This window comes from Kocuria sp. MNB10, from assembly GCF_054073685.1.
Window position 1 is genome coordinate 1,244,414 of record NZ_CM133411.1, and the last position, 17,942, is coordinate 1,262,355.

Consider the following 17,942-nt stretch of genomic DNA (forward strand, 5'->3'; position numbering starts at 1 on the left):
TCGCTACTGTCCTCTGCGTGCCGATCGCCGATCCGGTTGGCATCCCCGGGTACATCGCCGAATTCTGCCGGTGCCCGGGGTCCGCTGAAAAGACATCGCTTGGCAGAAGCGGGGGAACCATACACGGTCCCGCCCTTGGGGCCTGGGGGTTAAGCCGGCCGGACGCGCGCGTCCGCCCGGCCGGGTGTCTCCCACCCGCATCCGACAGCTCACCTCGCAGGCAAAGGGAGGAATCCACTCATGCCCATGTTCCAGCGCCGTACTGCTCGCCACCGCGCCCAGACCCCGTCCCGCCTCGTTCGCCGCACCACTCTCGCAGCCGCCGCTGGTGCGACGGTGCTCGGCTCGGTGGCACCCGCCCAGGCCTACGCCGAGCTACCGACCCCCTCGAACACCGCCTCCTCCACCCCCGCCCCCGTGGTGGCGACCCTGGCCTCGTCCCCCGCCGCGGCCCCGATCGTCCCGGCAGCCACCCCGGCCCCTGGGGCGCAGGCGGCCTCGACGCCGCAGATGGCCTCGGCCTCGGATGTTTCCGTCCAGTCCACCGACACTACTGCTGTCTCCACTTCCGGGAGCGGGCTCGTGGGCACCGCCATGCAGGGTGTGGGCGGTGGTTACGTCTGGGGTGGTACCGCCTTCGGCGCCTGGGACTGCTCCGGGTTCACCCAGTGGGTCTACGCCCAGAACGGCATCGAGATCCCCCGCACCAGCCAGGCCCAGTGGGCGGCTGGTACCCCGACCGCCAACCCCCAGCCCGGTGACCTTGTCGTCCAGAACGGTGGCGGCCACATCGGGGTCTACCTGGGCGGCGGCAAGATGATCTCCGCGCTGAATCCGACCCAGGGCACCTTCGTCCACGACGTCAACGCCATGCCCGTGGTCGGCTACGTCACCTTCCGCTGACCCACACCACTGGATGCCTTGGGCATCCACCCAGGGGCTCCCGGAGAAGCCGCCCCCGTGCTGTGGGGGCCCTGTCAACGACAGGGCCCCCACAGCACGGGATCTCATCCCGCAGTCCAGGCCTGGTTGCCAACGCAGGTCACCGCGTAGCTGGCTTCTGGGCAACAAAGCGTAGAATCCGCCCACCGAAGGACAACCGGAGGGCGAGGAGCTCCAGGCCGACCTGGTCGAGAACTGGTTCGAAGGCTCCGGGGTCGATGAGTCGGTGGGGAGAGCGATCGGCCCGGTGCACCAAGGAGGCCATCCGTGAGGCAAGCAGGTCGTATCCCACCAATGCCCCGCCCGGCCGCAAAACCCGGGACCCCTCGACCACCGCGTGTTCCCACTCGATGACGTGGTGGAGCATCAGGAAGCTCACAACCGTGTCAAATGACTCGTCCTCGAAGGGCAGGCGGGTGGCGTCGGCCTGACAGGCCTCAGCATGGGGGAATCTGACAAGGCATTGCTGCGCAACCTCAACCATCACCGGGTCGGCGTCGGTCGTAGTGAGCCGCACCCAAGGGTTGGCTTGGACGATCGCTTCGGCCATCGCCCCGCTGCCCCCGCCGATTTCCAGCACGTTCCCGGTGACGGGGAAGCCTTGGGTCGCCCAGGGGACCATTCGCCGGGCCAAAAGACTCCATGGCGCACTGCGGCAGCACGAAGCTTCTAGAGCGGACATCCTCGGCATGGACTCCCCCTCCCGGTGCATCCGGATCGTGTGCGCCGAGCCTAGTTCCACGATCGACAGCAGTGAACCGGCTCGGCAAGGACGAGGCGACCTCGCTATGCACACCGCCCGGGGTGGGCGCGGCCGCTGATTCGAGGAAGCTAGGTCCCTGGCCTCCGGACCCCCACCCATGCCCCCTCACGCGGGGTCAGCAATGATGTCGCCTCCGGCGGCTATACCTGCTCTCATGGGCAGGGATCAGATCTCCAAGCACAGGGAACATCGCAAGAACGAACATCGCGACATACCAACACGCCCCGTGGGGCGCTCGGCGTGATCGCCCTGGTGGACGTGAACAACTGCTACGTGTCCTGCGAACGTCTTTTCGACCCGTCCCTGCTCGGCAAGCCCACTGTGGTGCTGAGCAACAACGACGGGTGTGTGGTCGCCCGCTCCGCCGAAGCCAAGGCCCTGGGGATCCAGATGGGAGATCCGTGGTTCAAGATCGCCGCCGATGCCCGCCGGTGGGGCTTGCAGCGTAGATCCTCGAACTACCCGCTCTACGCCGATCTCTCCCAACGCACCATGGCTCTGCTGGACCGCTACGCCCAGGCACAGGAGATCTACTCGATCGACGAGTGCTTCCTGACCCCTCCCCCCGGGCACACACGCGAGCTGCTGGCCTGGGGCCGGGAGCTGCAGCGGTTGGTAGCGCGCAACGTGGGGCTGCCCGTCAGCGTGGGCATCGCCCCCACCAAGACCCTGGCCAAGCTGGCCACCGAAGCGGCCAAGAAGATCCCCGCCACCGGGGGCGTGGTGCACTGGGAGAACACCCCGCCGGGCTTCTGGGGCCGGCTTATGGGCACCCTGCCAGTGACCGAGGTGTGGGGGTGGCCGCGCGCACCGCCCGCCGCCTGGCAGCCCAGGGGACCACCACCGTCGCCGAGCTGCGCGACGCTGACCCGGTACGGATCCGCGATCGGTTCTCCGTGGTGCTGATGCGCACCGCGCTCGAGCTCAACGCGGTGCCGGCGATCCCCGTGGAAGAAGAGACCGCCACCAAGCAGCAGATCCTGGTCTCCCGCTCCTTCCCCGAACCAATCCTCGACCCTGCCCTGATCGCAGAGGCGGTGGCCGATTTCGCCCAGCGGGCCGCGCGCCGGCTGCGCAAGGAGGACCAGGAAGCCGCACGTCTGACGGTCTTCGCCGCCACCTCACCCCACCGCCCAGGCCCTGACCACACCACCCCAACGCTCATGTAAGGCTGCCTGCTCCGACACACGAGCCCGGGGCGCTGGCCGCTACGGCCCGCAGGGCCCTGGAGCCGCACCTGGTGCACGGGATCCCGTACATGCGCGCCGGGGTGATGTGCCTGGAGCTCACCGACACCGGTGCTGCCGCGCCCCTGCCCGGTACCGCCCCCACCACAGCGCCCATCGGGTCCCTGATCGACGCCGTCAACACCCGGTTCGGCACCGGCACGGTCGGCTTGGGCTGATCCGCGACCAGCGCCCCCAGCCCTGGGACAACCACCAGGCAGCCCTCTCCCCCGGCTACACCACCGACTGGAACGCCTTGCGCACCGTCAGCTGATTCCTGTTTTTGGCCTGCCTGGCGACACACCAGCGGCGGTTTGTGTACGAATGCAGAATCATGGGGCATACTTTGTCACATGACTGACAAGGGGGCGCGCCGCATACCTCGCGCCTTGGGGCCTATGGTTCCCCTCGTCATCCAGATCCCGCAGGAAGTGGAAACCGCCATCCGCTCCGCTGCGGCGCAGGACGACGTGAGCATGTCATGGTGGATCGTCGCTCAAGCAGCACGGAGCCTCGATCTACCCCAATACGAATACCCGCCCGCACATGACTGAAGGCGGCCCCCCGCCAGGGACCGCCTTCAAAGTCTCGAACACCGTTCCAGCGACCAAACTCTCGCGGTGTTCCGATAGCAACGAAAGTTCCTCATGAGACACCAGGTAAAGCACCCATCGAGGTGTTGCTATGTCTAGGCTACCAGCAGACTTAGCGACGCCGCTAACCCCATTATCCCCATTGGAGGCACGGGGGTTGGTGGGGGCACAAGCCCCCGCAACCCCCGCCCGTCGTCGGAGCATGTGCCGCAGCGCCCAGCGGTTCCCGGTGACCGAGGCCCACACTCCCCGTGCGCGCACGGGCAAGTCCTGGACCCCGGACCCGGCGGAGGGCGCGGAGGCGCGGGTGCCGTGCTGGTGGTCCCGTGACCAGTGGATCCAGGAAGAGAGGGCACCGCCTGGCGCGGAGACGACGAGACGCGCCCACCCGGCCCCTCACCGTCGTCGTCCCCGAACGCAGCCGTACAACGGAAAGGGGCCCGCAGTGAAAACCACGGGCCCCCGAAAGAGCGAACCTCAGTCCACCACGAGCCGCCCCCGCTTGGCGTGCGGGTGCCGCCCGTGAACCGCGTGGTACAGCACGGCGGCAACGACTACCAGCACGGCGAGAACCGCGTACATGGCCCCGAAACCGGCGGCGGAGAGCAACAGACCCAGAATCACGGGACCCACGCCCACGCCCACGTCCATGAGCAACAGCAGCGTGGAGATGCCGGTGCCCAGCTTGTGGGCGGGCACCGCGCTCACGGCGATGGCCTGCGCGGCGGGCATGAGGGTGCCGTAGCCCAGACCGGTCATGGCGCCGGCCACGACCACCTGCCAGTCCTGGTTGGCCACCGCCAGGATGCCCAGGGCCACAGCGAAGCAGACGAGGCCCAGGTAGACCACCACGTTGTCGCCGCGCTGGTCCTGCACCTTGCCCAGCACTAGGCGCATGATCAGCATGGCCACGGCGTACGCCACGAAGAACAGAGCGGCGCCGGTGGTGACTCCGCGGTCCTCGGCATAGGCGTTGAGGTAGGTGATGACGCCCGCGTAGCAGACGCCCACCACCAGCATGAAGGAGCCGATGGGCAGCACTGCCGGGTGGGCGATGTCGCTGAGCGAGAAGGCGGCGCGCTGCTTGTCCACCTCCTGGTTGGCCTGGGCTTCACGCTTGACCAGGGGCTCCCGCAAGAAGACACCCAGCACCAGGCCGAGCACGGCGGTGACGAGGGTCGTCCAGAACAGCCACGTGTAGTTCAGCGAACCCACCAGGAAGAGCCCCAGCGCGGGCCCCACCGCAGTGGCCAGCGTGGTGCCCAGCGCGAAGTACCCGGTGCCCTCGCCGCGGCGGGAGTCGGGGATCACGGACTGCGCGATCGTCATGACGGCGGTGCTCGCGAACGCGTACCCGAAACCGTGCAGCAGACGCACCCCGATCAGCACGGGCAGAGACCCGGCAGGCAGGTACAGCGCGCACGCGACCACCACGACCACGAGCGCGATCAGCAGCATCTTCCGGCGGCCAAGGATGTCCACGAGGTATCCGGAGACCAGCCGCGCGACGGTCGCCCCCACCACGAACGCACTGGACGCGAAACCGCCCACCGCGTCCGAGGCGGCAAAGCTCTTTACCGCGTACAGCGCCATGGTGGTGACCAGCATGTAGAAGGTCAGGTACTGCAGGAAGTTGACCACCCACGCCACCACGAACGTGGGAGTGACCAGCCGTGCCGGGCCCGCCGAGTGCGCGGGACCGGGCGTGGCCTGCTCCACCACAACCGGCAGTTGACCTGTGGGAACGTCGTCCTTCGCGTCGACCGACACGGGCACCTCCTGGAGTTTTTGGGTTTGTATAGTGCAAGATATTACCCCAGGATTTGTATTATGCAATTTTTGTCGACGACCCCGCTCCCCCGTCTTTCCGCCCCGCCTACCGTTGAGAGCTGCCACGGCGGCAGCCCCTCGGAAGCCGTCCACCCGGGGATGAAAGGATGGAACCGTGCACAGCGATGACTCAGTGAGCGAACTCGTCTACGAGAACATGCTGCTCTCGAGATACGCCCTCCAGGGAGCGCCACCCCAGTCCCGCCGAGAGGCGCTGGACCGCAGCTCCACCGTGCTCCTCGCCCGTCTGCAGGCCGGCGGCCCCATGAGTGTGGCCGAGCTGGCCCAGTCCTTCGGCCTGGACATCTCCACCGTCCACCGGCAGGTCGCAGCCGCCATGAAGAGCGGTCTGATCGAGCGCATCAAGGACCCTGAGGGCGGCGTCGCCAAGAAGCACCAGCCCACCGAGGAGGGCGTGCGCCGTCTTGCGGAGGAACTGGAGGTCCGCCGCGAGTCCTACCAGCGTTTCATTGCGGACTGGCCGCAGGAGGACGTCACCGCGCTGGCCCGTCTCACCCGCCGCTTCAACGAGAGCGTGGAGGCCACCCTCGGCCACAGCTGGCCGCGCGACTACCCCACCGAGTCCTAGCGCACGACGCCGCCCGGGCCGTCCTCAGCACCCCTCCACCTCCGTGATCAGCAGCGCCACGTGCAGGGACGTCCGCGACTCCGGATCGTCCAGCGACACCCCCAGCCTGCGTTCCAGCCGGGCCAGCCGCCCGCAGAGCGCCGGGCGGGAGAGGTGGATCCGCTGGGCCAGCAGGCTCTTGTTCCCGTCGCACGCCAGGAACTGTGTCAACAGCTCACGGTCCTCGTGGCGCTCCACGTCCAGGACGCTCCCGAGTTCCGCGCGCGCGAACATCTGCGCGCGCTCGTCCCCGCGCAACATCGCGAGCAGCCCGCGCAGCCGCACGTCCTGTGCGCGGAAGCACCGCCGCCGCGCGGAACCGGAGCGCACAGAACCGGACCGGGCGGCGTCCTGCCGTGCCGCGCGGTCCGCCACGGTCCCGTCCTGCGAGGGGCCACCTTCCGCGCAACCGTCCCGCACGAGCAGGGACACCGCGGCCTCCGCGATCATTTCGGCCTCATCCAGACGGACGGCCGCGCCAATCATCCGCGACTCTGGATCGGAGACCCCCGCGAGCACCCGCCACGCTCCCTCCAGGCGCTGCTCCGCCGCCGTAAGCACCCGTTCCACCACGGCGCCCTGAGGGGTGCGCGCGGCCAGCGGCACCAGCACGGCCACGGAGGCAGCGCCAAGACGGCCAGCAAGCGCCGTCGTGCGCTCCCGGCTCAGCGCCCATGCGAGCGCATCGAGCACGGCGCCGCCGCCGGGCGCTCCCAGCGCACGACCACTGGCAGCCACGCGGCCGGGGCCGCCTCGCTCAGCACGCCGATCCCGAGTTCGCGCGCACGCCGCCGCGCGGAGTTCTCGTCCACGTTCCACGGGCGCCGAAGCTCGTGCAGCAGGGCGGTCTCCGCCTGGCGCTTCTCATTCCGGCGGCTGCGCTCGGACAGCAGCGTGAGCGCCACCGCCTGCCCCGCCCGCTCCAGCACGGTGGCGCGCAACGCGGGCCCGGCACCCCGCGGCTCGGCGGACAGCCACCCGACCGTCTCCCTCGCGACCACCACGGGAACGGCCCCCCCTGTCCTCCGGTGACGACGACGCCGCACGCCGCCGCCACACGACCTCGGCACCCAGTAGCCGCCCGGCTTCCACAACGATCCGCTGGACCGGGGCAGCCTCCAGGGTCAGCTGGGTGAAGACCTCGTGGATGCGGCGGTCCGTCTCCAGCTGCTCGAGCTGGCGCGCGGCGATCCGGCGGTGCACCTCCTGCGTGACGGCCACGAACCGCACTTGGCGGCTCAACAGGTACACGGGCAGCTCCCGGTGAGCGGCCGCCGCGCGCAGCACCCGCACCACGGGCTCCCGCCCGGAGAGCACCTCGACCGCGAGCGCCCCGGTGAGGGCGCCGTGGGCAAGGTCGTGCTGATCGGACTGGCCGTGGTCGTGACACCGTTCACCGTCCTGGTCATCATTGGGCGCGTCATCGGGTTCTTCTAGACCCGCTCCGCCGCAGACCCACCCCAGGTCCGGGGCCACGGCTGACGAGCCCCTCCGTGCGCCATAGGGTGGAGGCATGACTCGGATCACCAGCTTCACGCGACAGGGACTCACGTTCGACGTTCTCGACCAGGGCCCGGAGGACGGCCCCGTGGTCCTGTTGCTGCACGGTTTCCCGCAGGATGCCCGCGGCTGGGACGACGTCGCCGCACGGCTGAACGCGCAGGGGCTGCGCACTCTCGCCATGGACCAGCGTGGGTACTCCCCGGGCGCCCGACCCACCGAGCTGGCCTCGTACCGCCGCGAGGAGCTCTCCGGGGACGCGCTGGCCCTCGCGGACGAGGCCGGAGCGGAGCGGTTCCACCTGGTGGGCCACGACTGGGGAGGGGTGCTCGCCTGGGACATCGCCCTGCGCGCACCGGAGCGGGTGACCTCGCTGACCGTGCTGTCCACCCCGCACCCCACCGCGCTCGGGCACGCGCTCAAGACCCCGGACCAGGTCAAGAAATCTTGGTACATCGGCATGTTCCAGATCCCCGCCGTACCGGAGCGTCTGCTCGCCGGTCGCGTGGGAACCCTCACCCGCCGTGCGGGCATCCCCGAGGAGGCCGCGGAACGCTACGAGCGTCGCTTCGCCACCGCGGACGACCTGCGCGGGCCCATCAACTGGTACCGCGCCATGCTGCGCAAGGACGGCGTGACCGGTAAGAATGCTGGAAACGGCATCATCACGATGCCCACCACGTTCGTGTGGGGCAACCGGGATCCCGCCCTGGGCCGAACGGCCGCGGAGGAGACCGAGGTGTACGTGCACGCGCCGTACGAGTTCATCGAGCTCGATGCCGGGCACTGGCTGCCCGAGCGGGAGGCCCCCGCGGTGGCCGAGGCCATCGTGGACCGCATATCCTCCGTCACGTCCGACTGACGCCGAACGGCCGGGGCAGTTCTCACCGTCAGGACCCCGGGGAGCCCAGCACCTCCAACACGGCGTCCCCGTATTCGGCGAGCTTCTTGGCGCCCACTCCGCTGATGCCGCTGAGCTGCGCGGTCGAGGCCGGGGCGGCCTCCACGATGCCGACGAGCGTGGCGTCCGAGAACACCATGTAGGGCGGGATCTGCTTCTCCTTGGCCACCGATGTCCGCCACTCCCGCAGCGCCTCGAAGGTCTCCTTCGCGGCCTCGTCCAGGGTGTCCGCGGCCCGTGAGCGCCCGCTGCCCCCGCCGCTGCGGGCGCGTCCGTTCGCGCGCGCCGTGGGCGTCCTGTCCACCGCCAGCTCCAGGGTGCCCTCACCGCGCAGCACGGGTCCGGCCTCCGGGCCGGGAACGAGCACGCCGAAATCACCGACGGCCTCCACGACCCGGCGGGCAAGCAGCTGCCGCAGTACCGAGCGCCACTCCCGCTCGGAGAGGTCCTGCCCGATCCCCCACACGCTCAGCTCCTGGTGGCGCGACGCCTCCGTGCGCTCGTTGCTGCGGCCCAGCAGGATGTCGAAGACCTTGCCGGAGCCGAACTGCTCACCGCGTTCGCGTTGCAGCCTGATGAGCGTGGACAGCAGCTTCTGGGCGGGCACGGTGGCGTCCCAGACCTTGGGCGGGTTCAGGCACGTGTCGCAGTTGCCGCACGGCTCGGAGTCCTGTCCGAAGTACCGCAGCAGCTGCACACGACGGCAGTCCGTGGTCTCGCACAGGGCGAGCACGGCGTCCAGGTGCGAGCGCGCATTGCGTTTGTGCAGGTCAGATCCGTCTCCCTGGTCGATCATGCGCCGCTGGTTGACCACGTCGCCCAGGCCGTACGCCATCCATGCCGTTGCGGGCATACCATCGCGACCAGCGCGGCCTGTCTCCTGGTAGTACCCCTCGATGCTCTTAGGCAGGTCCAGGTGGGCGACGAAGCGGACGTCCGGCTTGTCGATGCCCATGCCGAACGCGATCGTGGCGACGACGACGATCCCCTCCTCCCGCAGGAACCGCACCTGCGTGTCCTGGCGCACTGCGGCGTCGAGACCCGCGTGGTAGGGCATGGCGTCGACCCCGCGGGCGCTGAGCCACGCGGCGGTGGACTCCACGCTCTTGCGGGACATGCAGTAGACGATGCCCGCCTCCCCCGGGTGCTCCGACTGGATGAGCCGCAGCAGCTGGTCCTTCGCGCGGTCCTTGGACTCGATCCGGTACTGGATGTTGGGGCGGTCGAAGTTGGAGACGAAGTGCCGCGCGTTCTCCATGCGCAGCCGCTCGGTGATCTCCTGGTGGGTGGCCCGGGTGGCGGTCGCGGTGAGTGCGATGCGGGGAACATCCGGGAAGGCGTCCGCAAGCACGGACAGCCCCATGTAGTCGGGGCGGAAGTCATGCCCCCACTGGGAGACGCAGTGCGCCTCGTCGATCGCGAACAGGGCGATCGGTGCGCGCTTCAGCAGCTCAACGGTGCGCGACAGGATGAGCCGTTCGGGGGCCATGTAGAGCAGGTCAATGTCCCCGGCGAGAAGCTGCCGCTCCACCTCCTGCGCCTCGTAGGGCTCCAGGGTGGAGTTGAGGTACGCGGCGCGGATGCCCACGGCCTCGAGCGCGGCCACCTGGTCCGCCATGAGCGCGATCAGCGGGGAGACCACCACGCCCGTACCGTCCCGCAGCAGTGCGGGGATCTGGTAGCACAGGGACTTGCCGCCGCCGGTGGGCATCAGCACCACGGCGTCCCCACCGGCCACCACCTGCTCGATGATCTCCGCCTGCTCCCCACGGAAGGCGTCGTACCCGAAAACCTCCTGTAGGACGCCCAGGGAGGTGGTGGCAGTGGCGGAGGAAGTCATGCCTCCAGGGTAGGTGCTGAGCACTGGAGCATTGTGCGCTCACCTGCCGTCGCGTGGACAGTCCCGCACCTCAGTCACGCAGGATAGCCGGGAGCATGTCCAACTGGTTGAGGCGGCGCACCACGTGCTTGGTCAGAACGTTGCGATGCAGACTCACCACGTACCGCCCCGGCCCTGACATCTTCTGTAGCAACCCGGACTCGACCATGCGGCGCAGACGGTGGCTCCTGTTCGACGGAGACCCCTTGATCACGTCTTCGAGATCGCCCGCTTTGGCCTTCCCTTGGCGCGCCACCGCGTAGATCACATCTGCCTCCGTCTCCGTGAGCTCCCCCGCCGCGAGGGCGGCATTGACCGAGGGCCCCACGACCTCCTCGGAAATGAAGCGGGGGGCAGCAAGCCGACTGACCCTGTCCATGTCGTCCTTGAGGCCGTGGATCACATACCCGGCCCAGGCCAGCACCCCCTCCGGGCTCAGGGAGTCCGCTCCCGCGAGGTGGTCGTAGTACGACTGCCGGTCGGCACCAAAAACTGCTGTGGGGTTGAGCGGACGCGCGGCGCTCCTGGAGGTGTAGCCCTGGTTGCTCAGCATGGCGTACGTCAGCAGGCGTGAGACCCGCCCGTTACCATTGGCAAACGGATGTATCCAGACGAACCGGTGGTGGACCAGCGCGATCTGGAGGAGTTGGTGCTGTGCGGGTACTTCCTTGTTTGCAAACTCCAGGAGCTGGTCCATGTCCGCCTGGACGGACCCGGGTGCGGGCGGGACGTGGGACGCTCCAGCGATCCCGACGGGGATTGTTCGATAGCTGCCCGGGTGCTCGTCACCCTCACGTTCGAGTCCCTGCACGGCGAGCTGGTGGAGTTCACGGATCAGCCCATGAGTCAGGGACAGCCTTCCATGGGCTGCCAACTCGTCCATGTAGTCAGTTGCCTGCTCCAGCTGCAGAATCTCTCGCACGGCGTCTGCTGCTGGCTGTCCCGTGGCCGCGGCCCGCCGGGCTTCGGCCACGACATCCGCCACCGTGGTCCGGTTCCCTTCGATGCGTGCCGACATGACGCTCGTGAGACCTTGGAACAGCCTGCGCAGCTCCAGGCCAAGAGGGTCGTCAAGGTGCTCAGTACGAAAATCCACGCGCACCCGCTCCAGGGCGAACAGATCCGTCACGAGCGCACTCGCGAAATCGACCTCGGGGAAGACCATGGGTTGCATGTATCAAAATTTAGCCGAGGATTAGACAAATTTGAACATCGGAGCCTCTGTCCCCTAGAAACACGGGGAAAGGGGGTAATACCCACTTGTAAATTCTTGACTTCTACGAGTATGGGAACTTGATGCTCACCTCCAGCGGGATACCCTTCTGGGCGACCCGATGCCAGGTGGTGGGCAGCCCACGGTGGATCTAAACTGTCCCCGTACGTTTTCGAGATCCACAGCCGTGGAGGAACGAGGCTTTCGTGCGTCAGGGGGTTGCCGGCTTCTTCACCGCCGGCACTAGACAGCGCTGACCGGACGCGGCGGGTGAAGACCAGCCCGTCGCGCGCTTTCACCCACCCTTTTCCACCTCCCCGCGGCGACCGCGCTCCACGAGCGCGCCGAACGCCGTCACCCCCCCCCCCCGCACCACGCGGCACTCCTTGGCACCCGGGTGCCCGCGCGCCGTCCTGACCCGCACGTGGCAGGCAGGGGGAGACCATCCTCGAAGGACCAAAGAACATGAATACGCATACAGAAACCGAGATCCGCAAGAGCTTCGTCAACTGCTCCAAGGGCGCCGCGCAGCGCATCAACATCCCGCAGGACGTGCTCCACGGGGACTGGGAGTCCCAGATCTTCCTGGGCTGGTACGACCCGAAGTCACCGCGGGCGGGCTACGTCGTCGTCGAGACCGAGCACGGGCTGCGCGGGCTGGTGCTCAAGAAGAGCGCGCAGAAGGCGAGCGGTGGCGCACGTATGTGTCAGATCTGCCTGACGTTGCACCCGGCCAGCGGCGTCTCACTGGTGTCGATCCAGCGTTCCAAGACCGCGAAGGACCGCTACAACTCCGTGGGCACCTACGTGTGCTCGAACCTGGCGTGCAGCGACTACACGCTGGGGCGCCGCAAGCCCGAGGGCATCCGGCAGATGGAGGAGACCATGAGCCCGGAGGAGCGCGCCGATCGCGCGCTCGCCAACATGCGCGGGCTCGTGGAGCGCGTGGCCGAGGTCATGGGGAAGTAGCGGCCTCCGCGGCGGGGCGGACGCGGGCAGGACCCACCCCGCCGCCGGGCGCGCAGCGCGGACCGCCCCAGCTTGATCTGCGCCCGCGTCAGCTGGTGAAGGGCTTGGAGAAGATCGGAACCATGATGTCGCTGAAGTTCTCCTCGTTCGCCATCTCGCGGCGGAACTTCTGGCCCGGGTGGTGACGCACGAACTGGCGACGCCGCCCGGCCCAGAGGATCTCGGACGCCACGTACTGCCCGAGCATGCCGCCCATGCACAGGCAGAACGCGGTGATGGCAGCCTCGAGGACGTTCTCCCCGGCGTCTTCGAGGCCGAAGATCACGCCCAGGACACCCTGGTAGACGAGCATTCCCGGGAACAGCGGGAGCAGGACGACCATGAGCGTGGCGTTCGAGGCCAGGTTCAGGGCGCGGGTGAGGGTGACGCTCAGGATGCCCGCGACGATCGAGGCGATCAGAATGGCACCGAACGAACTGATGCCCGTGGCGGTGATGGCGAGGACCCCCAGCTGCACCAGGCCGCCGAATAGACCGAGGGACGCCAGCTTCCACCCACGACCACCCGAGGCGAGCGCGAAACCGGCGGAGACCACGGCGGCACCAAGGACGGTGAGGGCCCAGCGGGAATCGTCCATCTGCAGCGTCTCGATGTAGTCCACGGAGTCCCCCACGAGCGGCCGCATGGCGTGGATCCCGATGGTCACACCAGCCACCAGACCGGCAGTGCTCGTGATGGCCTCGAAGATGCGCCCGGAGGCGGAGACGTACCACCCGGTGATGACGTCGTGCACCGCACCGTACGCGGCGATCCCGGCGAGCCACGCGGCCAGCGCGGCCACGATGCACACGGCCGTCTGGGTGATGTCGAAGAGCACCCCCGCCACGGTCGCCCCCAGCACCGCGGTCAGCCCCCCGGCCGCCAGGCTGAAGACCTCGGGGGCCTTGACGCGCTGGACGAAGGCGTAGACCCCGTAGACGGCCGCGGAGACGATCGCGGCCGTGATGGCGGTGGGCCAGCTTCCGCCCAGGATGAGAGCGAACCCGACACCGAACATCCCGAAACCGGTCACCGTCAGACGGTGGCCGATGTGCCGGGACTCCGCGAGGATCTCATCCATGCGCTGGATGCCCTCCTCTGCAGAGATCCGGCCGAGCACGAAGTCCTCCAGCACCTCGCCCGTGTCCGTGCGCAGCTGGATGTCCAGGGTTCCGGGCTGGGACTCGAACACGCGAGTGCTCGGCGCCTTGTCCGGCGCATCCTGGTGGCTGATGGTCACCTGCCCCAGGCCCACGCTCACCGTGACGTCCCGCAGGTCCGTCTTGCGAAAGATCGACAGCAGGGACTTGGTGGTGTTGGCGGACCCGGCCCCGCTGCGGATCAGGGCGTCCGCAATCTGGAAGGCGAGTTTGTAAGCAGCCTGTTCAGTGGTAAGCACCGACAAAGCGTAGTGGGACGGGCCGGTTACGGGCGAGGTGGGTGCGATCCCAGGGGGGTGAGAGGTTGGACGCAAGGCGCAGCTCGGCTTGCCCGGAACGCAGCACAAGACGGGGAGCTGAAGACTTTAGAACCCCTCCAGCGCCATGTTCGCGAACCGTGAGTAGTGGCCCTGGAACGCCACCACGATGGTCTTCGTGGGACCGTTGCGGTGCTTGGCCACGATCACGTCCGCCTCACCGGCGCGCGGGGACTCCTTGTCGTAGACGTCCTCGCGGTGCAGCAGGATGACCATGTCCGCATCCTGCTCAATTGACCCCGATTCACGCAGATCACTCACCTGCGGCTTCTTGTCCTGGCGCTGCTCGGAACCACGGTTCAGCTGGGACAGCGCCACCACGGGCACGTCCAACTCCTTGGCGAGCAGCTTGAGCGCACGCGAGAACTCGGAGACCTCCTGCTGGCGGGACTCCACCTTCTTGCCAGAACTCATGAGCTGCAGGTAATCCAGCACCACGAGCTTGAGGTCGTGCTTCTGCTTGAGCCGGCGGCACTTGGCGCGGATCTCCATTAGGGACATGTTGGGGGAGTCGTCGATGAACAGGGGCGCCTCGTTCATCTTGCCCATGATCTGCGCGATCTTGGCCCACTGCTCGTCCTGCAGGGTGCCCGCGCGCAGGTCCTGCATGTTCAGGGTGCCCTCCGCGGAGAGCAAGCGCATGGCGATCTCGTTGCGGCTCATCTCCAGGGAGAAGATCACGGACGTCATGTTGTGCTTGATGGACGCGGAGCGTGCCACGTCCAGGGCGAGCGTGGACTTACCCATGGCCGGACGCGCCGCGATCACGATCATCTGTCCGCCCTGGAACCCGTGGGTGAGCTCGTCCAGTTCGATGAACCCCGTGGGCACACCCTGCATCCCGGAGCGGTTGCCTGCGGCCTCGATCTCGTCCACGGTGGCTTCCATGACGTCCTTGAGCGGGACGTAGTCCTCCGCCGTGCGCCGCTCGGCCACCTGGTAGATCTCGCCCTGGGCCTCGTTGACGATGTCGTCCACTTCACCGTCGTGCGCGTAGCCCAGCTGCACGATCTTGGTCCCGGCCTCCACGAGCCGCCGCAGCACCGCGCGTTCCCGCACGATCTCCGCGTAGAACCCCGCATTGGCGGCCGTGGGCACGGATGCGATCAGCGAGTGCAGGTACGCGATCCCCCCGATCCGTTCAATCTCACCGTTCTTGGTGAGCTCGTCTCCCACGGTGATCGCGTCCGCCGGTTCGCCGCGCCCGTACAGGGAGACGATGGCGTCGTAGATGTTCTCGTGCGCCGGCTTGTAGAAGTCCACGCCCCGCAGCACTTCCACCACGTCCGCGATGGCGTCCTTGGAGAGCATCATCCCGCCCAGCACCGACTGCTCGGCCTGGTTATCGTGCGGCATGGTACGGCCGTAGTCCTCGCGCGGCCCGGACGAATATTCCGACACCCTCACTCACTTTCCTTGCAGACGAATGCGCCCACCTCGAGCGGCGCACCCGTTCATTCTCCCACCGCTCTCCGACCCCCATAGCCGCCCGTGCTCGTTGCAGAACCGGTCGCTGAGTAGACGACGACGCGAGGCCCGGTGGCGCGCCGTCGTCGTCCACGGCCTGTGGAAAAGTACGTGGAAAACATGTGGAAAACGCCGTGCAGTGCTGTGCACGGGCTGTGGAGAGATCTGTGGAAAACCCGTCGCAGCTGTGGGTAACTCACCCAAGCAGCGCGAAGAAGAGCAGCCAGAGCAGGGGCGATGTCACGATGGCCAGGAGCAACACCAGAACGTAACGGCCCCGCAGGGCCGGGAAGGCCACGGTGCCCGCAATGCCTAGGATCAATGCCACAAGGGACGCGACCACGCTCAGGATGAGGCCGACCACCAGGACGACCACCGCACCGCGCGGCGCCAAGGAATTGCCGGCGAGGAATGCCCCCAGGAAGAACACCAGGGTCAATGCCACGCACCCCAATGCCACCCAGAACAGCGTGCGGCCCGTGCTCAACCTGCGTGCGCTCATGATCATGACCGGCATCCTCCCACGGTGCTCTGCGCAATCTCTGGAAGCCCGAGGAGGGCAAGAACCCCGTGGAACGACTGTTCCACGGGGTTCTCAGACATCACCCGCGAGCCCCGCGAACAGCTCAGGGGCCCGGATGCACTCGAGGTGCGATCAGGCGGGGACGACCTCGAACTCCACGTTCGCGTTGACGTCCTCGTGCAGGTGGATCACGGCCTGGTACACGCCGGTGGTCTTGATGCGCTGGGTCAGGTCCACGCGACGCTTGTCGATGGAACCCAGACCGGCGGTCTCGACCGCGGAGGCGATGTCCCCGGCGCGGACCGTACCGAACAAGCGACCCTCGGCACCGGACTTGACCGGGACGGTCAGGGTGGTGGAGGTCAGCTTGGCGGCGAGAGCCTGGGCGTCCTCGAGGGAGGACAGCTCACGGGCCGCACGAGCCTGCTTGATGGAGTCGATCTGCTTCTCGGCGCCGCGGGTCCACGGGGTCGCGAAGCCGCGGGGGAACAGGAAGTTACGGGCGTAGCCGTTCTTCACGTCCACCACGTCACCCGCGGAACCGAGCCCGGAGACTTCCTGGGTCAAAATGATCTTTGCCATGAATTCTCAGTCCTCTCTGATCAGCGGCCGGCGCCGGAGTAGGGCAGCAGTGCCACTTCACGAGCGTTCTTGATCGCCTGGGCGATCTTGCGCTGCTCCTGAACGGACACGCCGGTCACGCGGCGAGCGCGGATCTTGCCGCGATCGGAGATGAACTTACGCAGCAAGGCGACGTCCTTGTAGTCGATCTCGGTGACGTCGGCCGCCTTGAGCGGGTTCTGCTTCGGTTTCGGCTTGCGAATTTCAGCCTTGGCCATCGTGGTGCTCCTTTTCTGGTGCGGAGCCCGCAGGCGTACCTGCGGGATGGGTTGGAATGGTTGTGTTTAGAAGGGGGGCTCGTCCTCGGCGCCAGCTCCCCAGTCGTAGTTCCCACCGGAGGACTGACCCCAGGGATCGTTGCCCTGCTGACGCGGTTGCTGGCCCCCGCGGCCGCCCTGGTTCCCGTTGAACCCGCCGCCCTGGTTGCCACCGCCGGGGTTGCCGCCACCCTGGTTGCCGCCGAAGCCGCCACCCTGGTTGCCGCCGAAGCCGCCACCCTGGTTGTCGTTGAAACCGCCCTGACCGCCGCCGAAGCCTTGGTTCCCGCCGTAGGAGTTGCCTCCGCCGCGCGAGTTCCGGTTGATCTTGGCGGTCGCGTACCTCATGGAGGGGCCGATCTCGTCCACTTCCAGCTCGGTGCTGGTGCGGCGCTCCCCTTCCTTGGTCTCGTACGAGCGTGCCTTGAGCCGACCCTGGACGATCACGCGGGTTCCCTTGGTCAGGGACTCCGCCACGTTCTCGGCAGCCTCACGCCACACCGAGCAACGCATGAAAAGGGTCTCCTGATCCTTCCATTCGTTGCTCTGCCGGTCGAAGGCGCGCGGGGTGGACGCAACGGTGAAGTTGGCCACGGCGGCTCCGGACGGCGTGAAGCGCAATTCGGGGTCTGCAGTCAGATTTCCGATCACTGTAATGACGGTGTCGCCAGCCATGTGAACCTCCGGATTCTGTGGACGCTGGATGCGAGACTCAGTGGGGTGAAAATCATCTCACGGGGACTCTCACGAGCCCGCGGTGAGTGCATGCTGTGCAGCCCGGGTGGGCCGCACGCTCACCTCACTTGCCGTGGATCTTCTGCTCTTCCGGACGGATGATCTTGGTGCGCATCACGGCCTCATTGAGGCTCAGCACGCGGTCCAGTTCCTTGGCGGTCTGCGGCTCGGCGGTGAAGTTCACCACGGCGTAGATCCCCTCGGACTTCTTCTGGATCTCGTAGGCCAGACGACGACGGCCCCAGATGTCGAGCTTATCGACGGTGCCGTTCTCCTTGGTGACGACCTCGAGGAACTTCTTGAGGGTCGGCTCGACGGCGCGCTCCTCCACCTCGGGGTTGAGGATGACCATCAGTTCGTATTCACGCATGTAAAGAAC

General features: G+C 67.7%; 21 protein-coding genes and 1 riboswitch. Of the genes, 8 read left to right on the plus strand and 13 right to left on the minus strand.

What is annotated here, in order from left to right:
* Window positions 1-86 precede the first annotated feature (86 nt).
* Window positions 87-235: riboswitch (cyclic di-AMP (ydaO/yuaA leader) on the plus strand.
* A gap of 5 nt (window positions 236-240) precedes the next feature.
* A complete protein-coding gene (locus tag ACW9PK_RS05585; RefSeq protein WP_186317164.1) occupies window positions 241-903 on the plus strand; it encodes a C40 family peptidase in 663 nt (220 codons plus the stop codon).
* 139 nt (window positions 904-1,042) lie between these two features.
* Here the strand turns inward: ACW9PK_RS05585 and ACW9PK_RS05590 are convergent, their stop codons facing one another.
* Window positions 1,043-1,804 carry a class I SAM-dependent methyltransferase gene (locus tag ACW9PK_RS05590; RefSeq protein ID WP_312918225.1) on the minus strand — a complete coding sequence of 254 codons (762 nt, stop codon included), beginning with the start codon at window positions 1,802-1,804 and terminating at the stop codon, window positions 1,043-1,045.
* Between the two features lie 141 nt (window positions 1,805-1,945).
* Between ACW9PK_RS05590 and ACW9PK_RS05595 the strand changes: the two genes are divergently transcribed.
* The 3 genes from ACW9PK_RS05595 to ACW9PK_RS05605 all read left to right on the plus strand — a co-directional run bounded on the left by ACW9PK_RS05595 (window position 1,946) and on the right by ACW9PK_RS05605 (window position 3,110).
* The gene (locus tag ACW9PK_RS05595) at window positions 1,946-2,611 is read left to right on the plus strand and encodes a Y-family DNA polymerase (protein ID WP_050899464.1); all 666 of its coding nucleotides are present in this window, start codon (window positions 1,946-1,948) and stop codon (window positions 2,609-2,611) included.
* On the plus strand, window positions 2,611-2,874 hold the full coding sequence (locus ACW9PK_RS05600; RefSeq protein WP_147436644.1) for a DinB/UmuC family translesion DNA polymerase: 264 nt from the start codon (window positions 2,611-2,613) through the stop codon (window positions 2,872-2,874). The genes ACW9PK_RS05595 and ACW9PK_RS05600 overlap by 1 nt, the downstream gene beginning before the upstream one ends.
* 71 nt (window positions 2,875-2,945) lie before the next feature.
* Window positions 2,946-3,110 carry a DUF4113 domain-containing protein gene (locus tag ACW9PK_RS05605; protein WP_019310392.1) on the plus strand — a complete coding sequence of 55 codons (165 nt, stop codon included), beginning with the start codon at window positions 2,946-2,948 and terminating at the stop codon, window positions 3,108-3,110.
* 891 nt (window positions 3,111-4,001) lie between these two features.
* Here the strand turns inward: ACW9PK_RS05605 and ACW9PK_RS05610 are convergent.
* A complete protein-coding gene (locus ACW9PK_RS05610; RefSeq protein WP_457016971.1) occupies window positions 4,002-5,294 on the minus strand; it encodes an MFS transporter in 1,293 nt (430 codons plus the stop codon).
* Between the two features lie 175 nt (window positions 5,295-5,469).
* Between ACW9PK_RS05610 and ACW9PK_RS05615 the strand changes: the two genes are divergently transcribed.
* The gene (locus tag ACW9PK_RS05615; protein WP_330445967.1) at window positions 5,470-5,943 is read left to right on the plus strand and encodes a MarR family winged helix-turn-helix transcriptional regulator; all 474 of its coding nucleotides are present in this window, start codon (window positions 5,470-5,472) and stop codon (window positions 5,941-5,943) included.
* Window positions 5,944-5,967: 24 nt separating this feature from the next.
* Here ACW9PK_RS05615 and ACW9PK_RS05620 read toward each other — a convergent pair whose 3' ends face one another.
* Window positions 5,968-6,720: a helix-turn-helix domain-containing protein gene (locus tag ACW9PK_RS05620; protein WP_457016973.1), complete on the minus strand. Its 753-nt coding sequence runs from the start codon at window positions 6,718-6,720 to the stop codon at window positions 5,968-5,970.
* Window positions 6,648-6,986 carry a hypothetical protein gene (locus tag ACW9PK_RS05625; protein ID WP_457016975.1) on the minus strand — a complete coding sequence of 113 codons (339 nt, stop codon included), beginning with the start codon at window positions 6,984-6,986 and terminating at the stop codon, window positions 6,648-6,650. The genes ACW9PK_RS05620 and ACW9PK_RS05625 overlap by 73 nt, the downstream gene beginning before the upstream one ends.
* 139 nt (window positions 6,987-7,125) lie before the next feature.
* Between ACW9PK_RS05625 and ACW9PK_RS05630 the strand changes: the two genes are divergently transcribed.
* Together ACW9PK_RS05630 and ACW9PK_RS05635 are read left to right on the plus strand one after the other, a co-directional pair.
* Window positions 7,126-7,419, plus strand: a complete 294-nt coding sequence (locus ACW9PK_RS05630) for a hypothetical protein (RefSeq protein ID WP_457016977.1) — start codon at window positions 7,126-7,128, stop codon at window positions 7,417-7,419.
* Between the two features lie 76 nt (window positions 7,420-7,495).
* Window positions 7,496-8,344: an alpha/beta fold hydrolase gene (locus tag ACW9PK_RS05635; RefSeq protein WP_457016979.1), complete on the plus strand. Its 849-nt coding sequence runs from the start codon at window positions 7,496-7,498 to the stop codon at window positions 8,342-8,344.
* Window positions 8,345-8,372: 28 nt separating this feature from the next.
* Here ACW9PK_RS05635 and recQ read toward each other — a convergent pair whose 3' ends face one another.
* Both recQ and ACW9PK_RS05645 read right to left on the minus strand, forming a co-directional pair.
* Window positions 8,373-10,223 (minus strand): DNA helicase RecQ, encoded by a 1,851-nt coding sequence (gene recQ / locus ACW9PK_RS05640; protein WP_457016981.1) that lies wholly within the window; start codon window positions 10,221-10,223, stop codon window positions 8,373-8,375.
* A 70-nt stretch (window positions 10,224-10,293) separates the two neighbouring features.
* Window positions 10,294-11,436 carry a Fic family protein gene (locus tag ACW9PK_RS05645; RefSeq protein ID WP_457016983.1) on the minus strand — a complete coding sequence of 381 codons (1,143 nt, stop codon included), beginning with the start codon at window positions 11,434-11,436 and terminating at the stop codon, window positions 10,294-10,296.
* A gap of 504 nt (window positions 11,437-11,940) precedes the next feature.
* On the opposite strand from ACW9PK_RS05645, the gene ACW9PK_RS05650 reads away from it, so the two are divergent.
* Window positions 11,941-12,444 carry an FBP domain-containing protein gene (locus ACW9PK_RS05650; RefSeq protein ID WP_457016985.1) on the plus strand — a complete coding sequence of 168 codons (504 nt, stop codon included), beginning with the start codon at window positions 11,941-11,943 and terminating at the stop codon, window positions 12,442-12,444.
* An 88-nt stretch (window positions 12,445-12,532) separates the two neighbouring features.
* On the opposite strand, the gene ACW9PK_RS05655 is transcribed toward ACW9PK_RS05650, so the two are convergent.
* From ACW9PK_RS05655 to rpsF, 7 genes are all read right to left on the minus strand, one after another.
* Entirely contained in the window at window positions 12,533-13,882 is a 1,350-nt protein-coding gene (locus ACW9PK_RS05655; RefSeq protein WP_400697140.1) for a threonine/serine exporter family protein, read from the minus strand.
* A 126-nt stretch (window positions 13,883-14,008) separates the two neighbouring features.
* Window positions 14,009-15,316 carry a replicative DNA helicase gene (dnaB, locus tag ACW9PK_RS05660; RefSeq protein ID WP_231885474.1) on the minus strand — a complete coding sequence of 436 codons (1,308 nt, stop codon included), beginning with the start codon at window positions 15,314-15,316 and terminating at the stop codon, window positions 14,009-14,011.
* Window positions 15,317-15,623: 307 nt separating this feature from the next.
* Complete coding sequence (locus ACW9PK_RS05665; protein ID WP_305143042.1) at window positions 15,624-15,929, minus strand: hypothetical protein; 306 nt, start codon at window positions 15,927-15,929, stop codon at window positions 15,624-15,626.
* Between the two features lie 153 nt (window positions 15,930-16,082).
* Complete coding sequence (gene rplI / locus ACW9PK_RS05670) at window positions 16,083-16,532, minus strand: 50S ribosomal protein L9 (protein ID WP_035962847.1); 450 nt, start codon at window positions 16,530-16,532, stop codon at window positions 16,083-16,085.
* Window positions 16,533-16,552: 20 nt separating this feature from the next.
* The gene (rpsR, locus tag ACW9PK_RS05675) at window positions 16,553-16,789 is read right to left on the minus strand and encodes a 30S ribosomal protein S18 (protein ID WP_012399405.1); all 237 of its coding nucleotides are present in this window, start codon (window positions 16,787-16,789) and stop codon (window positions 16,553-16,555) included.
* Window positions 16,790-16,855: 66 nt separating this feature from the next.
* Window positions 16,856-17,503 carry a single-stranded DNA-binding protein gene (locus ACW9PK_RS05680; RefSeq protein WP_457016989.1) on the minus strand — a complete coding sequence of 216 codons (648 nt, stop codon included), beginning with the start codon at window positions 17,501-17,503 and terminating at the stop codon, window positions 16,856-16,858.
* Between the two features lie 124 nt (window positions 17,504-17,627).
* Window positions 17,628-17,933: a 30S ribosomal protein S6 gene (gene rpsF / locus ACW9PK_RS05685; protein WP_012399407.1), complete on the minus strand. Its 306-nt coding sequence runs from the start codon at window positions 17,931-17,933 to the stop codon at window positions 17,628-17,630.
* Between the last annotated feature and the right edge of the window lie 9 nt (window positions 17,934-17,942).

Excerpts from the sequence above, each read along its gene's own strand:
- ACW9PK_RS05600 (WP_147436644.1), top strand. The coding sequence starts at position 2,611 with ATGCGCACCGCGCTCGAGCTCAACGCGGTGCCGGCGATCCCCGTGGAA.
- ACW9PK_RS05585 (WP_186317164.1), top strand. The coding sequence starts at position 241 with ATGCCCATGTTCCAGCGCCGTACTGCTCGCCACCGCGCCCAGACCCCG.
- rpsF (WP_012399407.1), bottom strand. The coding sequence starts at position 17,933 with ATGCGTGAATACGAACTGATGGTCATCCTCAACCCCGAGGTGGAGGAG.
- ACW9PK_RS05590 (WP_312918225.1), bottom strand. The coding sequence starts at position 1,804 with ATGGGTGGGGGTCCGGAGGCCAGGGACCTAGCTTCCTCGAATCAGCGG.
- dnaB (WP_231885474.1), bottom strand. The coding sequence starts at position 15,316 with ATGCCGCACGATAACCAGGCCGAGCAGTCGGTGCTGGGCGGGATGATG.
- ACW9PK_RS05645 (WP_457016983.1), bottom strand. The coding sequence starts at position 11,436 with ATGCAACCCATGGTCTTCCCCGAGGTCGATTTCGCGAGTGCGCTCGTG.
- recQ (WP_457016981.1), bottom strand. The coding sequence starts at position 10,223 with ATGACTTCCTCCGCCACTGCCACCACCTCCCTGGGCGTCCTACAGGAG.
- ACW9PK_RS05650 (WP_457016985.1), top strand. The coding sequence starts at position 11,941 with ATGAATACGCATACAGAAACCGAGATCCGCAAGAGCTTCGTCAACTGC.
- ACW9PK_RS05665 (WP_305143042.1), bottom strand. The coding sequence starts at position 15,929 with ATGAGCGCACGCAGGTTGAGCACGGGCCGCACGCTGTTCTGGGTGGCA.
- rplI (WP_035962847.1), bottom strand. The coding sequence starts at position 16,532 with ATGGCAAAGATCATTTTGACCCAGGAAGTCTCCGGGCTCGGTTCCGCG.
- rpsR (WP_012399405.1), bottom strand. The coding sequence starts at position 16,789 with ATGGCCAAGGCTGAAATTCGCAAGCCGAAACCGAAGCAGAACCCGCTC.
- ACW9PK_RS05635 (WP_457016979.1), top strand. The coding sequence starts at position 7,496 with ATGACTCGGATCACCAGCTTCACGCGACAGGGACTCACGTTCGACGTT.
- ACW9PK_RS05680 (WP_457016989.1), bottom strand. The coding sequence starts at position 17,503 with ATGGCTGGCGACACCGTCATTACAGTGATCGGAAATCTGACTGCAGAC.